This window comes from Mesorhizobium silamurunense (assembly GCF_014843905.1).
In the GTDB taxonomy this organism is placed as follows: domain Bacteria; phylum Pseudomonadota; class Alphaproteobacteria; order Rhizobiales; family Rhizobiaceae; genus Mesorhizobium; species Mesorhizobium silamurunense.
Window position 1 is genome coordinate 86,662 of record NZ_LPVS01000069.1, and the last position, 14,284, is coordinate 100,945.

A 14,284-nucleotide genomic window follows, 5' to 3' on the forward strand; every position below is an offset into this window, starting at 1 on the left:
TTTCCATGTCCCTTCGTTTCGGCATTCTCGTATTCCCCAACGTCCAGCAGCTCGACCTCACCGGGCCCTACGAAGTCCTGGCGACGGCCAAGGGCGCCGAAGTGGAATTGATCTGGAAGGACCGCAATCCGGTAATGTCGTCGACGCGACTGTCCCTCAACCCGACCGTGACCTTCGACGATTGCCCGCCTCTCGATGTGCTGTGCGTTCCGGGCGGGGGAGGCGTCAACGCGCTGTTGGAGGACCGGGCGGTCCTCGACTTCGTAAGGCAGCGCGCGGCGCAGGCCCGCTATGTCACCTCGGTGTGCAGCGGCGCCCTGGTGCTCGGCGCGGCCGGGCTGCTCGAGGGCAAGCGGGCGACGACGCATTGGTACGCGCATGATTTCCTCGCCGAGTTCGGCGCGATTCCTGTCGACGAGCGGATTGTGGAGGACGGCAACCTGATCACCGCCGGAGGCGTCACCTCGGGAATCGATTTCGGTCTGGCGCTGGTCGCGAGGCTGCTCGGACAGGCCGAGGCCGAAACGGTGCAGCTTTCGCTCGAATACGCTCCGGCGCCTCCCTTCCGGTCTGGCACGCCCGCCGAGGCTTCGCCGGCCGTGCTGGCGGAGGCGAAGGCACGCCTTGCGGCTTCGCGACTGGCTCGCGAGGAAATGTTTGCCCGCTGGCGCAGCGATCGCGCCATACCGGAGCGCGTCCACGGCTAGAGCAATTCCGGGAAAAGCGTGAAACGGTTTTCCGTCCGGAATTGCGTCAAAACAAAGAGATAAGTGGTTTGCCGTTTCCGTGAAACGGTGAACCGCTCTGAGCCGGTCGGACCGAATGGCGTATCGCCGCGCCGTTCGGTCCTATCTCGATTTCGGCTGTTGACTCGCCATTCGGTCTGTGCAGAAATTGGTTGGACCATTGAACCACTTTAGGCCCCCGCTGGCGTGACAGACAGCCTCCCGCCCATTCAGACGACGGCCCGCGATGACGCGGTGCTGAAGGCGTTGGCCGGCTTCGTCAGGCAGGAGGCGCTGGGGCCCGGTGAAAAACTGCCGACCGAGCGCATCCTAGCCGAACGCCTGAAGGTCAGCCGCAACACGGTGCGCGAGGCGCTGACGCGCTGGGAGGGGCTAGGCCTCGTCGAGCGGCGCCAGGGCAGCGGCACCTATCTCAAGGCGGCCGTCTCGCCCGACATGCTGCACATGCCGCTGACGCTTGCTGGCGGCAACGATTTCGCCGGCCTGATGCGCACGCTGGAGATCCGCCGCGCGTTGGAGGCCGAGGCGGCAGCACTTTGCGCGATCCGCGCCGGCAAGGCCGAGATCGCCGAGATCGAGCACAAGCTCGACATCATGGAAGAAGCCTTCCACACCCGCGCGGGCATGTCGTCGGAAGAGGACTGGGAATTCCACCAGTCGGTCTACCGCGCCTCCGGCAATCCGCTGTTCGAGCAGATCATCAGCGCCATGCACGAGCTGTTCCACCGCTTCTGGGAACATCCGCTGGGTGTGCGCGACTTCGGCCACGCCAGCTTTCCCTATCACCGCACAATCTTCGACTGCATCGCCGCGCACGATCCCGAGGGTGCCCGCGGCGAGGCGCTGAAGCTCATCGCCACGGTCGAGGACGACCTGAAGCGCGGCGCCGCCAACCTCAAACTTTTGGACCGCAAATGAACGAGCACCCCGCCGCCTTCGATCCGGCTTCCCTGGCCAGCGACTATCTCGGCGAGGCGGCGACGCTTCTCGCGCATGACGATCCGTTTCCCGGCGGCGCGGTGGTGCCGCCGATCTACCAGACCTCGCTCTTCACCTTCGACAACTATGCCGATATGGCCGACACCTTTGCCGGCAGGAGAAGGCAGCCGATCTATTCGCGCGGCGACAACCCGACGGTGATGGAATTCGAAGCGCGCGTCGCGGCTTTGGAAGGCGCCGAAGCCGCCCGCGGCTTCTCCAGCGGCATGGCGGCGATCAGCGCCACGGTGCTTGCCTTCGTCGGCGCCGGCGAGCGCATCGTCGCCGTGCGCAATTGCTATGGCGATGCCTACCGGCTGTTCGAGCGGCTGTTCCCGCGCTTGCAAATCAAGGTCGACTACGTCGACGGCTCCGATCCCGACGCGGTCGCGGCGGCACTTCCCGGCGCCAAGCTGCTCTATCTCGAAAGCCCGACCTCGATGATGTTCGAGCTGCAGGACATTGAGCATCTGACGCGGCTGGCGAAGGAAGAGGGCATCGTCACCACCATCGACAATTCCTGGGCCACGCCCGTCTTCCAAAAGCCGATTGCGCATGGCGTCGATCTGGTGCTGCATTCGGCTTCGAAATATCTCGGCGGCCACAGCGACACCGTCGCCGGCGTGGTGGCGGGCTCGGCCGCGCACATCAAGCACATCAACGAGCAGACCTATTCCTCGCTCGGCGGCAAGCTGTCGCCCTTCGAGGGCTGGCTGCTTCTGCGCGGCCTGCGCACGCTGCCGCTGAGATTGCCGCACCACATGAAGAGCGGGCTCATCCTTGCCGAGCGGCTGAAGGCGCATGGCAAGGTCGAGCGGGTCAACCACCCCGCCTATTCCAATCATCCCGGCAAGAAGACGCTCGCCGGCTATGCCGGGCTGTTCTCCTTCGAGGTCACCGAGGATGTCGACATTCCTGCCTTCGTCGATGCGCTGAAGCTCTTCCGCATCGGCGTCAGCTGGGGCGGCCATGAAAGCCTGGTCGTGCCGGCCAAGGCCTCGCTCGAGCAGACGCCGGGTCTCAATTCGATGGCTCGCTTCGACGTCAGCCCCCGAACCATCCGCTTCAATGTCGGATTGGAAAATGTCGAGGACCTCTGGGCCGACATCGCCCAGGCCTTCGACAGAGCAAAAAAATAATGTGTTCAAAAATGGGAGTCCTGAACATGAAAAGACTGACAATCATGCTTGCCGCCGCTGCCGGCCTGGCGATCTCCGCCGGAACCGCGCTGGCCGACACCACCGTCAAGATGGTCGAGGTCATCACCAGCCCGCCGCGCACCGAATTCCTGAAGAAGCAGATCGCCGAGTTCGAGCAGGCCAATCCCGGCATCAAGGTCGAGCTCGTTTCGCTGCCCTGGGGCCAGGCCTTCGAAAAATTCCTCACCATGGTGCAGGCCGGCGACACGCCCGATGTCGTCGAGATGCCGGAGCGCTGGATGGGCCTCTATGCCAATAACGGCCAGCTCGAGGATCTCGGCCCCTACATGGCCAAATGGGACGACGCCAAGACGCTCGGCGAGCGCGCCAAGCAATTCGGCTCGACCGTCAACAACACCCAGTTCATGATCCCTTACGGCTACTATGTGAACGCGCTGTTCTGGAACAAGAAGCTGTTCAAGGAAGCGGGCCTCGACCGTCCGCCGGCAACCCTCGACGAGTTCGTGGAATTCTCGAAGAAAATCTCGGCGATTCCCGGCAAATACGGCTACTGCCTGCGCGGCGGCCCCGGCGCCTTCAACGGCATGCACATGTTCATGAACATCGCCGACGGCAAGGGCGGCTATTTCACCGAGGACGGCACCTCGACCATCAATGACGAGGGTTCGGTCAAGGGCCTGCAGATGCTGGCCGACATGTACAAGAACGGCCTGGCGCCGAAAGACGCGGTGAGCTGGGGCTTCAACGAAACGGTGACCGGTTTCTATTCCGGCACCTGCGCCATGCTCAACCAGGACCCGGACGCGCTGCTCGGCATCGCCGACAAGATGAGCGCCGACGATTTCGCGGTCGCGCCATTGCCGGTCGGCCCGAGCGGCAAGTCCTATCCGACGCTGGGTTATGCCGGCTGGGCGATGTTCGCCAATTCCCAGCATAAGGACGAGGCCTGGAAGCTGATGGCGACGCTGCTGTCGCCGAAGGACAATCTGGAATGGGCCAAGGAAGTTGGCGTCGTCCCGATCCATAACGGTGCCGACCAGGATGCCCACTTCAAGACGGAGCAGTTCAAGGGCTGGTTCACCGAGCTCAGCGACAGCTCCAAATATGAAATGGTGACGCCGCCGACCCATCTGGAGAACCTCGGCAACTTCGTAGACCAGGTGGCGATCAAGAACTTCCAGGAAGTGCTGCTCGGCCAGAAGCCGGCCAAGCAGGTGGCCGACGAATGGGCGGCGTTCCTGACCAAGGAACAGCAGGCCTGGCTGGCCAAGAACAAGAAGTAGGCGGCCTTCCTTCTCCCCGCTTGCGGGGAGAAGGTCGCTCGAAGAGCCGGATGAGGGGCAGTGCCGAGTTCTGCCATGCTAGCGCCGCCCCTCATCTGCCTACCGGCATCTTCTCCCCGTGAACGGAGGGAAGGAGGCTGTCGCCGTCGCCACATCAAGTCTGCCGCCGCAAGTTGCTAAAGAGCGCCACCCGCATGACCTACGCAGTGTCCGAAATCCGAGCCGCCGGCCGGCCGCGAAAGCAACGGTTGAGCAGGGCGGCAATCGAGCCATGGCTGTATCTTTCGCCGGCTATTGTCCTGCTGGTCGTGGTGCTTCTGGTGCCGCTCATCATCGGCATCAGCTATTCCTTCCGCAAATTCTCGGCCTTCAAGTCGGAATATGTCGGCCTCGGCCAGTACCAGGCGATGCTTTCCGACGCCGTGCTCGGCCAGGCGCTGGTCAACACGCTATGGTGGACGGTCGCCAGCCTGTTCTTCCAGTTCTTCCTTGGCCTGGCTCTCGCGCTGCTGCTCGACAAGCCGTTCCACGGCCGCAAGGTCGTGCAGGCAGTGGTGTTCCTGCCCTGGGCCGTACCGTCTTTCCTCTCCGGCCTTACCTGGGCCTGGCTGTTCAATCCGATCATCGGTCCGCTGCCGCATTGGCTCTTCGCGCTCGGGCTGAAGGCTGAGCCGACCAACGTGCTGTCCGATCCGGCCACCGCCATGTGGGGGCCGATCGTCGCCAACATCTGGTTCGGCATCCCCTTCTTCGCCATCACGCTGCTTGCGGCGCTCAAGTCGATCCCCTCCGAGCTGCATGAAGCCGCGGCCATCGACGGCGCTTCGCCCTGGCAGCGCTTCACCAAGGTGACGCTGCCGTTCCTGGCGCCGACCATCGTCATCACCGTCATGCTGCGCACCATCTGGATCGCCACCTTCGCCGATTTGATCTTCGTCATGACCGAGGGCGGACCGGCAGGCTCCACCAGCACGGTGCCCGTCTACATCTATGTCAGCGCCTTCAAGTCGCTCGACAAAGGTTACGCCTCGGCGGTCGCGGTGCTGCTTCTGGTGCTGCTGATAGCCTATGCCATCGGCCTGATCGCCATTCGCCGCACGCTTGTGAGGCACGTCTGATGATCGCCGGTCGCTCCACCTCCTCGCGCATCGTCGGCGGCATCGGCCTTTACGCGGCGATCGCCGCCTACGTGATCTTCGCGCTGTTCCCGATCTTCTGGACGCTGAAGATCTCGGTGACGCCCGAACGCTTGCTCTATTCCGAAGGCATCACCTTCTGGCCGTCCGAGATGACTTTCCAGAACTTCGTCACCGTGCTCGAAGCCTCCGACTTCCCGCGTTATTTCCTGAACAGCGTCATCGTCTCGCTGTCGACGGCGGCATTGGTCACAGTCATCGCCACGCTCGCAGGCTATGCGATGTCGCGCTTCACCTTCCGCGGCAAGGCGACTTTAGCCATCCTGTTGCTGCTCACCCAGACCTTCCCGCTGGTCATGGTCATCCCACCGATCTACCGCATCATGGGGGATCTCGGCCTGACCAACAGCCTGACCGGGCTGATCATCATCTACACCGCCTTCAACACCGCCTTCGCCACTTTCCTGATGCAGTCCTTCTTCGACGGCATCCCGAAGGATCTGGAGGAGGCGGCGATGATCGACGGCTGCACGCGTGCCCAAGCCATGCGCAGGGTGATCGTGCCGCTGACCTTGCCCGGCATGGGCGCGACACTCGGCTTCGTCTTCACCGCGGCCTGGAGCGAATTGCTGTTCGCGCTGATGCTGATTTCCAGCGACGCGCAGAAGACCTTTGCCGTCGGCCTGCTCACCTTCATCGGCAAGTTCGCGGTGGATTGGGGGCAGATGATGGCGGCCTCCATCCTGGCGCTGATCCCGGTCTGCGTCTTCTTCGCCTTCCTGCAACGCTATCTCGTCACCGGCCTCACCGCCGGCGCGGTCAAAGGATAATCGATGGCTTCCGTCACGCTGCAACATGTCGAGAAGGACTATGGCTCGCTGCGCATCCTGCACGGCGTCGACCTCGAGATCGCCGATGGCGAGTTCGTCGTGCTGGTCGGCCCGTCAGGCTGCGGCAAGTCCACGCTGCTTCGCATGATCGCCGGGCTGGAGGAGGTCACCGGCGGCGAGATCCGCATCGGCGAGCGGCTGGTCAACGATGTCGCGCCGAAGGACCGCGACATCGCAATGGTGTTCCAGTCCTATGCGCTCTACCCGCATATGGACGTCTCCTCCAACATGGGCTTCAGCCTGATGCTGAAGAAGGCCGAGAAGACGACGATCGACGGCAGGGTGGGCGCCGCCGCCAAGCGCCTCGGCCTCGACAGCTATCTCGGCCGTCTTCCGCGCCAATTGTCCGGCGGCCAGCGCCAGCGCGTCGCCATGGGCCGCGCCATCGTGCGCGACCCGAAAGTGTTCCTGTTCGATGAGCCGCTGTCCAACCTCGACGCCAAGCTGCGCGTTCATATGCGCGCCGAGATCAAGGCGCTGCACCAGCAGCTCAAGACCACATCGGTCTATGTCACGCATGACCAGGTGGAGGCCATGACCATGGCCGACCGCATCGTCGTCATGCATGACGGCTACGTGCAGCAGGTCGGCCATCCGCTGGAACTCTACGACCGGCCGGTCAACACTTTCGTTGCCGGCTTCATCGGCTCGCCCGGCATGAACTTTTTGCCGGCTAAGGTTGCCAAGGGCGGCAAGGTCGACGCCGTGCTCGCCGATGGCCAGAAGTTGCGGCTGCCGGATGGCCTGCCGCTGAGCGATGGCGATGCGCTCACCATTGGGCTCCGGCCCGAGCACATCAGGCTCGCCGACGACGGCGCGCTGAAGGCCGAGGTCGAGGTCGTCGAGCCGCTCGGCCTGTCGACGCAGTTCTATGTCAGGCTGGCCAACCAGCAGATCTGCGTCTTCGTCATGGGCCGCAGCGACGTGAAGCCGGGCGACATCATCCACCTCGCCGCCGATCCGACGTCACTGCATCTGTTCGATCCGGCAGCCGGCAGTCGTATAGGGTAGGTCAACGCCAGCGGAAGGCATCCATCGTGTAGTCCGGCCACGCGCCAAGCTCTTCGAACAGCCCGGTCAGGTCGCCGGCATCGGCCAATATTCCGGACATGACCAGTGCGGTCGCGACGCCGGCGCGGCTGCCTCCGGCGATGTCATGCTCGACGCTGTCGCCGACGCAGACAACGTCGCCGCGCGCCGGATTTCCGGCCAGCGCCAGCGCCGCTTCGAAGATCGCCGGATAGGGTTTGCCGACACGGGTGACGCTGCCGCCGAGGCGTTCATAGAGGTCGGCGATCTCGCCGGCGCCGAAACGCGGTCCGACCGCGGTCAGCATGATCCGGTCGGGATTGGTGCAGAAGCACGGCACCCGTCGTGCGGCGGCCGGGTCAAGCAGCGTGCCGTAATGATCGAGATCATAGCGGTCGCCCTCGCTGGCCGAGAGCAGCACCAGCTCTGCGTCGTCGCCCCGCTCGGTCAGGGTCAAGGGCAGGCCTTCGATCGCCGAACGGTCGCCGTCACGGCTGATCAGCAGGCATCTTGTGCCCGCCTTCAAGACGCCCGAGCCCACCATGTCCTTGAACATCCGCCAGGCCACCTCGCCGGACGAGACGAAATGGTCCCAGCTTCCCGCCTCGAAACCGAGCTTCAGCAGCCGCCGCTCGTTGGGCTCCGCCCGCCTGCCGGAATTGGAGATCAGCACCACGGTCTTGCCGGCGCGCTTCAGCGCCGACAGGGCTTCGACCGCACCCGCATAGGGCTGCTGCCCGTCATGCAGCACGCCGAACTGGTCGGGCAGGAACACGTCGTAGCGATCGGCGAGCGCTCCGATCCCGCCGAGATGTCTGGCTTGCTTCATGCTCACAGCAGCCCCGCCTCTCTTGCACCCATCAGCGCCAGCCTTGCCGTCCCGGCTGCGGCATCATCGGAGAGTGCCGGCAGGAAATCGACGCCTAGCTTGCGCCGCCGGATCTCGGTCCAGGCAGCATTGGCGGCGCCGCCGCCGACGCTCCGCACCGAGGTCAATCTCGGCGCGCCGAGTTCGGCAAGCCTCTGGTAGCCGAGCGCCTCGATGGCTGCGATGCCCTCGAGCATCGCCTTCAGATACTCGGCGTCGGATTCTGGCCGCGGCAGAAGGCGCGGCTGCAGCGAAGGATCGGCAATGGGGAAGCGCTCGCCGGCCGCGCCGAGCGGATAATAGTCGAGGCCGGTCTCGGCCGCCGGATCGATTGCGGCGCTGAGTTCGACGATGCGCGCGAGCGGGAAATGCTGGGCGAGCACCTTGCCGCCGGTATTCGACGCACCGCCCGCCAGCCAGGCGTCGCCCAGCCGATGGCTGTAGATGCCGTAGCGCGGCGCAAAGATCGGCCGGTCGGACAGCATCTTGATGGTCAGCGACGATCCGAGCGCGGTGACGCCGTCGCCGGCATCCGCCGCGCCCGTCGCCAGGAACGATGCGCAGCCATCCGTGGTGCCGGCAACCACCGCCACCTCGCGCCGCAGTCCGAACAGGTCGGCTGCCGCGGCCGTGAGCCTGCCGGTCACGCTGCCCGGCCTGGCGACTCCAGGCAACAGCGTCAGGCGCATGCCGGTTTCCGCGATCCAGTCAGGCCAGCGGCGTTCCTCGGCGTCATAGCCGGTCTTCAGGCTGTTGTTTTCGTCGCTGACGTCGAAACGGTCGGAGAATTGCCCGCCGATCCAGTCGGCCTGGTGCAGCACGGCATGGACGCCGGGCATGCGCTGGAACCAGAGCGCCTTGGCAAGCCCGGACGTCGCCCCATGCGCGGCGCTGGTTTCCGGCGCCGTGCGGGCGATCGCGGCGAGCATGGCGTCGTCCGAAACTTTGTCGTTGTACATCAGCGGCTCGGCCAGCGGCCGCCCGGCGCCGTCCACCGGCAGCACGGTGCCCGACGTGCCGTCGACGGCGATCGCCCGCACCGCGGCGCGATCGACGCCGGAGAGCAACTCCTTCAGCGTCGCCTCGACCGCGGCCCACCAGACAGCGGGATCGCGGCCGTTCGCGCCGAAGCGATCGAGCGGCGCGGCGGCGCGTGCTGCGATGGAAAAGTCCGGACGCATCGCGACGGCGCGCGACCCGGAGGTGCCGACGTCGATGCCTATGGCAAGCGGCGCCATGCGCCTAGCCCGCGGCGTTGAGTTTCTGGCGATACTGCTCGGCATCCCAGTTGATCAGTTCGTCGTTTTCGGCGGCGGTCAGATAATTCAGGCGTGCCGTGATGTCGATCCGGGCAGTCACATCGGCAAGGCAGCGCTGCATGGCGTCCGCGCCGGTGCTGGCATCGCCGCGCATCAGCACGCCGACGCCGGGAAAGAGGATCGCGGCCGGCTTGACGCCCAGCCGCGCGATGACGTCGGCGACATGTTCGCCGGGCCTTGCCACCACGGAGCTCCGGCCGAGAAAGATGACATGGTCCGGATAGAGGCTGCCGGCTTCGGCCATGCGGCGGCTGTCCGCGTCGAGCGCCGCCGCATGCGCCTCGACATCCGCCGGCAATCTGTAGCCGCTGCTGTCGCCGGCAAGCGCCGTCAGCGCCGCGGCATCGGCATTCGCCGCCGTCCGCGCCGTCCGCGCCAGGAGCGATCTGACCCGATGCAGCAGGCGCTCCGCATCGGTCACGGTTTCGGCGGCGACGACCAGCCCGTGATTGCCGAGGATCAGCACGTCGACCCCGGGCCGCAGCCGTTCGGCAATGCCCTGGGCAAGCGGCAGGCCCGGCCGGCGATAGGGAACATAGGCCCATTCGACGCCCTCTAGTCGCCGCGCGGCCTTGATCTCGCAATCGGCCTGGACCGCGAGCGAGATCGTATCGACGCAATGGACATGCAGCACGACCCGCTGCGGCATCAGCGCGTGCACGGTGGTCTCGATCGACGGGCGCAAGCCGCGTGGATTGAGGGCGCCGATGGCAAATGCCTGCGGCTTATCGGCAGCCGGATCGCGCCGTTCGACGGCCTCGATCAGCGGCACCATCGCCACCGGCACCATGATGTCGTCGGACAGCGCATCCTTCAGCCAGGTGCCGGAGGCCTTGATCCACAGCGTGTCGCCGGCCTTCAGCGACGTGTTGCCGCCGGCCGCCTGGGTCAGGTGCGGGTTGCTGCCGATCCTGGCCGAAAGCGCCCGCAAGGCGGCCAGTTCCTGCGCATCAGCTTGGGTCGCCATGGCGCTTCTCCTCCAACGGCTTGCCCTGGTTCTCGGGCCTGGTTCTCGCATGATCTCCCGTCGTCGGGAGCATTTGGTGTGATATCGCAGATGCGAGCGATATACGTCAACAGTGATCTAGTATCGTCAAAACTGGCTTGCAATCTGACTAATGTTGAGTAAGTTGCGCCAATTGCCGTGGAAAATGGCATGTGAGGAGGAGAGAGTTGAGCGATTCCGGCCGCCAGCGTCAGATCGTCGAGCTCTTGCGCGATCGCCCCTTTGCATCGGTGCGCGAACTGCAGGAGCGGCTCGGCGTTTCGGCTGCGACGGTCAGGCGCGACATCGACAAGATCGACGAGGCTGGCGAGGCGCGGAAGGTCTATGGCGGCATATCCGCCCTTGATGGCGCTGCCCATGCGGGGGTCGCCTATGCCAGGCCCTATGACGAGAACCGCGACCTGGCGGTGGACGCCAAGCGGCAGATCGCCGCCGTCGCCGCGACCATGGTGCGCGATGGCGACGCCGTTATCGTCCACGGCGGCTCGACCTGCTTCCATCTCGGCGTGAGGCTTGCCGACCGTAACATCCGCCTCTTCACCAATTCCATGCCGCTCGCGGCCTATCTCAGCGATCATGGCCACTGCAGCCTGACCATCGCCGGCGGCGACCTGCACCGCGAGCCCGGCATCATCCATTCGCTCACCCAGGCCGTTCCGTTCTACGCCTCGAAATTCTTTCTCGGCGCGCAAGGCCTCAGCCATGAAGGCGTTCTGGAATCGCATCCGCTGCTGGTGCGCTCGATCGTCGATCTCAGCCTCTGCGCCGATCAGATCGTGGTGCTGGCCGACAGCCGCAAGCTGTCGATCCACGCCCGCAACGTCGCCATGCCGCTGTCGCGCATCGGCACGCTGGTGACCGATGACGGCCTCTCCGATGCCGATGCGCGCATGCTGGAGGACGCCGGTGTCAGCGTGCGCATCGCCCCGGCCTCGGGAGCCCTCCCGTGAAGGTGGCGGTGCTCGACTTCGGCAAGACCAACTCGAAGCTGTTCGTCTTCGGTCAGGACGGGCGCATCGTCGACGAGCGGCGCACCAGTCCTGACTGGATTCGCAGGGGCGGCCTCAGCGTGCTTGACGAGGCGACCGTGTATGACTGGGCGCTCGATGCCGTCAACGAGGCCGTCGACGGTCATGGCATCGAAGGCCTGATGGTGTCCGGCCATGGCTGCACCTTCGCCCTGGTCGATGAGGCGGCGCTGACGCATCCCATTCTCGACTATGAGCAGGAACCGTCGGCCGAGATCGCAGCGCGGATCGATCGCCGCATTCCCGATTTCGCCGAGACCTTTTCGCCGCGCCTCCCGCTTGGCTTCAACTACGGCCGCCACATGCTGTGGCTTGAGCAAGTGGAGCCCGGCGCCTTCGCCGCCGCGAAGGCGATCCTCGGTTATCCGCAGTATTGGAGCTGGCGCTTCGGCGGCCGGGCCGTTTCGGAAGTGTCCTATCTCGGCTGTCATTCGCATCTGTGGGCGCCGCGCCGGCGCGACTTCTCCTCGCTGGTCGACGCCGAAGGCTGGCGCGGCCGCATGCCCGCCTTCGCGCGCGCCGGCGCCGTCATCGGCGAGCGGCGCTTCGGCAGATCCGGCCTGCCGGTCGCCATCCACAACGGCGTCCATGACAGCAACGCCGCGCTCCATGCCTATCGGCGGCAGGAACTCGGACCGCTCACCGTGGTGTCGACGGGCACCTGGGTGATCGTGCTCAATCCGGACTGCCCGCTCGACGCGCTCGACCGCGACCGCGACATGCTGGTCAACGTCGATGTCGATGGCGGTCCGGTGCCGACCATCCGTTTCATGGGCGGGCGCGAATTCGCGACCATCAGCGGCAACTGGCAGGGCACGATTGCTCCGGCCTCGATACAACGCGCGATCGATGCCGGCGTCATGGCGCTGCCGAGTTTCGCGCCCGGCGGGCCGATGCCAGGCCGGACAGGCGAAATCGTCGGCCGCGTTTCCGAGGCCGAGGAACGTGCGGCCGTGGCGCTGCTCTACGTTGCGTTAATGGTCGACCTGTCGCTCGACCTGATCCGGTCGCGAGACACCGTCATCGTCGACGGCGGGCTGAACGCGGGCGGCCTGCTCGCCGGCCTGTTGGCCGCGCTGCGCCCCGGCCAGTCCTTCATGCAGGGCGCCACGCTGGAAGGCAGCGCCACGGGCGCCGCCGCGCTCGCCTTCGAGAGCGTCGGCCGCGAATTCGCCGCCGACACGCCGGAGCCGGTGCGCGCCGCAAGCTTCAAAGGCCTGGCCGGTTACCGCGACGGCTGGCGCGCCCTCATTGCCGGGCGCGGCATCGCCCGGTCGGCGGGAGGTGCGCAATGAGCGCCATCGCCCATGTCGAGGCGGTGCAGAGACCGGTGCTGGAGATGCGTCACATCTCCAAGACCTTCGGCCCCATCCGCGCCCTGCAGGACGTGTCGCTCACCGTCAATGCCGGCGAGCTGCACGCGCTGATGGGCGAGAACGGTGCCGGCAAGTCGACGCTGATGAAGGTGCTGTCCGGCGCCTATCGGCCCGATGCCGGCGGTGAAATACTGATCGACGGCGCGCCGGTCGCCACCGGCGATCCGATCAAGGCCCGCGCCCATGGCATCGCCGTCATCTACCAGGAGCTGTCGCTGGCGCCGAACCTCACGGTGGCGCAGAACATCTTCCTCGGCAACGAGCCGCGCAGGTTCGGCATCGTCGACCGCGACCAATGCAACCGGCGTGCCCGGGACATCATCGGGCGGCTTGGCGTTTCCTTCTCGGCGCGTGCCCTGGTCTCCAGCCTGTCGCTCGGCGAGCGTCAGCTGGTCGAGATCGCCCGCGCGCTGTCGACCAGCGCCCGCATCATCGTCATGGACGAACCGACCACCTCGCTGACGTCGCGCGAGACCGAAAGGCTGTTCGAGGTCATTGCCACGCTCAAGGCGCAAGGCATCGCCATCATCTATATCAGCCACCGCATGGAAGAGGTGTACCAGCTTGCCGACCGGGTCAGCGTGCTGCGCGACAGCGGCTATGTCGGCACGCTGGAACGTGCCGATCTCAACGCCTCGCGCCTCGTCTCGATGATGGTCGGCCGCGATCTGTCGGCCTTCTACAAGAAGGATCACCGCCCGCCGGACAGCAAGCGCCAGGTGGCGCTGTCGGTGCGCGGTATGTCGGACGGCAGGTTGCTGAAGAACTGCTCGTTCGACCTCTATCACGGCGAGGTCCTGGCGCTGGCCGGGCTGGTCGGCTCCGGCCGCACCGAGCTCGCCAGGCTGATCTTCGGCGCCGACCGGCGCAGCGCTGGCGAGCTGGAGCTCGACGGCAAACCGCTCGCGATCGCCTCGCCGCGCGAGGCGCTCGAGGCCGGCATCGCCTATCTCACCGAGGACCGCAAGGAACTTGGCCTGTTCCTCGACATGTCGATTTCCGACAACATCAACATGGGCGTACTGGCGAGCGATGCGCGCGCCGGCGGTTTTCGCGACTTCGCCGCCGCCGAACGGCGCGCCGCCAAGGCGGTCGCCGAACTGTCGATCCGCACGAGGTCGGCGCAGGCCAATGCCGGCTCGCTGTCGGGCGGCAACCAGCAGAAGGTGCTGCTCGCCCGCCTGCTGGAGACCGCGCCGAAGGTGATCATCCTCGACGAGCCGACGCGCGGCGTCGATGTCGGCGCCAAGTCGGAGATCTACCGGCTGATCGACAGTCTCGCCAACAAGGGCATCGCCATCCTGATGATCTCCAGCGAATTGCCGGAAGTGATCGGAGTCGCCGACCGCGTGCTGGTGATGCGCGACGGCGCCATCGCCGGCGAGGTGACGGCGTCCGCGGGCGAACCGCTTCGCCAGGAAGCGATCATGGAACTTGCGACGGGAGCGGCCCAGGAATGATCGAC

Annotated in this window: 13 protein-coding genes; 10 read left to right on the plus strand and 3 right to left on the minus strand. The window is 65.8% G+C overall.

The genetic code is table 11. The features are described 5' to 3' along the window. Nucleotides 1–5: 5 nt before the first annotated feature. From AU465_RS18820 to AU465_RS18850, 7 genes are all read left to right on the plus strand, one after another. Nucleotides 6–707 (plus strand): DJ-1/PfpI family protein, encoded by a 702-nt coding sequence (locus AU465_RS18820; RefSeq protein ID WP_192251010.1) that lies wholly within the window; start codon nt 6–8, stop codon nt 705–707. A 225-nt stretch (nt 708–932) separates the two neighbouring features. Next, nucleotides 933–1,664, plus strand: coding sequence for a FadR/GntR family transcriptional regulator (locus tag AU465_RS18825; RefSeq protein ID WP_192251013.1), 732 nt, complete (start codon nt 933–935; stop codon nt 1,662–1,664). Beyond that, nucleotides 1,661–2,863, plus strand: a complete 1,203-nt coding sequence (locus tag AU465_RS18830) for a PLP-dependent transferase (RefSeq protein ID WP_192251016.1) — start codon at nt 1,661–1,663, stop codon at nt 2,861–2,863. The genes AU465_RS18825 and AU465_RS18830 overlap by 4 nt, the downstream gene beginning before the upstream one ends. A 26-nt stretch (nt 2,864–2,889) precedes the next feature. Beyond that, nucleotides 2,890–4,167, plus strand: a complete 1,278-nt coding sequence (locus tag AU465_RS18835) for an ABC transporter substrate-binding protein (protein WP_192251020.1) — start codon at nt 2,890–2,892, stop codon at nt 4,165–4,167. A 194-nt stretch (nt 4,168–4,361) separates the two neighbouring features. Continuing rightward, entirely contained in the window at nt 4,362–5,285 is a 924-nt protein-coding gene (locus AU465_RS18840; protein ID WP_192251022.1) for a carbohydrate ABC transporter permease, read from the plus strand. Next, the gene (locus AU465_RS18845) at nt 5,285–6,133 is read left to right on the plus strand and encodes a carbohydrate ABC transporter permease (protein WP_192251025.1); all 849 of its coding nucleotides are present in this window, start codon (nt 5,285–5,287) and stop codon (nt 6,131–6,133) included. Before AU465_RS18840 ends, AU465_RS18845 begins: the two co-directional genes overlap by 1 nt. Nucleotides 6,134–6,136: 3 nt before the next feature. Next, nucleotides 6,137–7,204, plus strand: a complete 1,068-nt coding sequence (locus AU465_RS18850) for an ABC transporter ATP-binding protein (protein ID WP_192251028.1) — start codon at nt 6,137–6,139, stop codon at nt 7,202–7,204. A gap of 1 nt (nt 7,205) precedes the next feature. Here AU465_RS18850 and AU465_RS18855 read toward each other — a convergent pair whose 3' ends face one another. The 3 genes from AU465_RS18855 to AU465_RS18865 are packed head-to-tail and all read right to left on the minus strand — an operon-like array spanning nt 7,206 to nt 10,376. Then, the gene (locus AU465_RS18855; RefSeq protein WP_192251031.1) at nt 7,206–8,051 is read right to left on the minus strand and encodes a TIGR01459 family HAD-type hydrolase; all 846 of its coding nucleotides are present in this window, start codon (nt 8,049–8,051) and stop codon (nt 7,206–7,208) included. A 2-nt stretch (nt 8,052–8,053) separates the two neighbouring features. Beyond that, on the minus strand, nt 8,054–9,328 hold the full coding sequence (locus AU465_RS18860; RefSeq protein ID WP_192251034.1) for an FGGY-family carbohydrate kinase: 1,275 nt from the start codon (nt 9,326–9,328) through the stop codon (nt 8,054–8,056). A gap of 4 nt (nt 9,329–9,332) precedes the next feature. Beyond that, nucleotides 9,333–10,376, minus strand: coding sequence for a class II aldolase/adducin family protein (locus AU465_RS18865; RefSeq protein WP_192251037.1), 1,044 nt, complete (start codon nt 10,374–10,376; stop codon nt 9,333–9,335). A 206-nt stretch (nt 10,377–10,582) separates the two neighbouring features. On the opposite strand from AU465_RS18865, the gene AU465_RS18870 reads away from it, so the two are divergent. Genes AU465_RS18870 through AU465_RS18880 form a run of 3 tightly spaced genes read left to right on the plus strand, consistent with a single transcriptional unit; the run spans nt 10,583 to nt 14,279 of the window. Beyond that, nucleotides 10,583–11,365 carry a DeoR/GlpR family DNA-binding transcription regulator gene (locus AU465_RS18870; protein WP_192251040.1) on the plus strand — a complete coding sequence of 261 codons (783 nt, stop codon included), beginning with the start codon at nt 10,583–10,585 and terminating at the stop codon, nt 11,363–11,365. Next, nucleotides 11,362–12,738, plus strand: a complete 1,377-nt coding sequence (locus AU465_RS18875; protein WP_192251043.1) for an FGGY-family carbohydrate kinase — start codon at nt 11,362–11,364, stop codon at nt 12,736–12,738. The genes AU465_RS18870 and AU465_RS18875 overlap by 4 nt, the downstream gene beginning before the upstream one ends. Beyond that, complete coding sequence (locus tag AU465_RS18880) at nt 12,735–14,279, plus strand: sugar ABC transporter ATP-binding protein (protein WP_192251046.1); 1,545 nt, start codon at nt 12,735–12,737, stop codon at nt 14,277–14,279. The genes AU465_RS18875 and AU465_RS18880 overlap by 4 nt, the downstream gene beginning before the upstream one ends. Nucleotides 14,280–14,284: the final 5 nt, after the last annotated feature.

Coding starts and splice junctions, on each gene's coding strand:
- AU465_RS18845 (WP_192251025.1), top strand. CDS start 5,285: ATGATCGCCGGTCGCTCCACCTCCTCGCGCATCGTCGGCGGCATCGGC.
- AU465_RS18835 (WP_192251020.1), top strand. CDS start 2,890: ATGAAAAGACTGACAATCATGCTTGCCGCCGCTGCCGGCCTGGCGATC.
- AU465_RS18820 (WP_192251010.1), top strand. CDS start 6: ATGTCCCTTCGTTTCGGCATTCTCGTATTCCCCAACGTCCAGCAGCTC.
- AU465_RS18855 (WP_192251031.1), bottom strand. CDS start 8,051: ATGAAGCAAGCCAGACATCTCGGCGGGATCGGAGCGCTCGCCGATCGC.
- AU465_RS18830 (WP_192251016.1), top strand. CDS start 1,661: ATGAACGAGCACCCCGCCGCCTTCGATCCGGCTTCCCTGGCCAGCGAC.
- AU465_RS18880 (WP_192251046.1), top strand. CDS start 12,735: ATGAGCGCCATCGCCCATGTCGAGGCGGTGCAGAGACCGGTGCTGGAG.
- AU465_RS18850 (WP_192251028.1), top strand. CDS start 6,137: ATGGCTTCCGTCACGCTGCAACATGTCGAGAAGGACTATGGCTCGCTG.
- AU465_RS18840 (WP_192251022.1), top strand. CDS start 4,362: ATGACCTACGCAGTGTCCGAAATCCGAGCCGCCGGCCGGCCGCGAAAG.
- AU465_RS18860 (WP_192251034.1), bottom strand. CDS start 9,328: ATGGCGCCGCTTGCCATAGGCATCGACGTCGGCACCTCCGGGTCGCGC.
- AU465_RS18865 (WP_192251037.1), bottom strand. CDS start 10,376: ATGGCGACCCAAGCTGATGCGCAGGAACTGGCCGCCTTGCGGGCGCTT.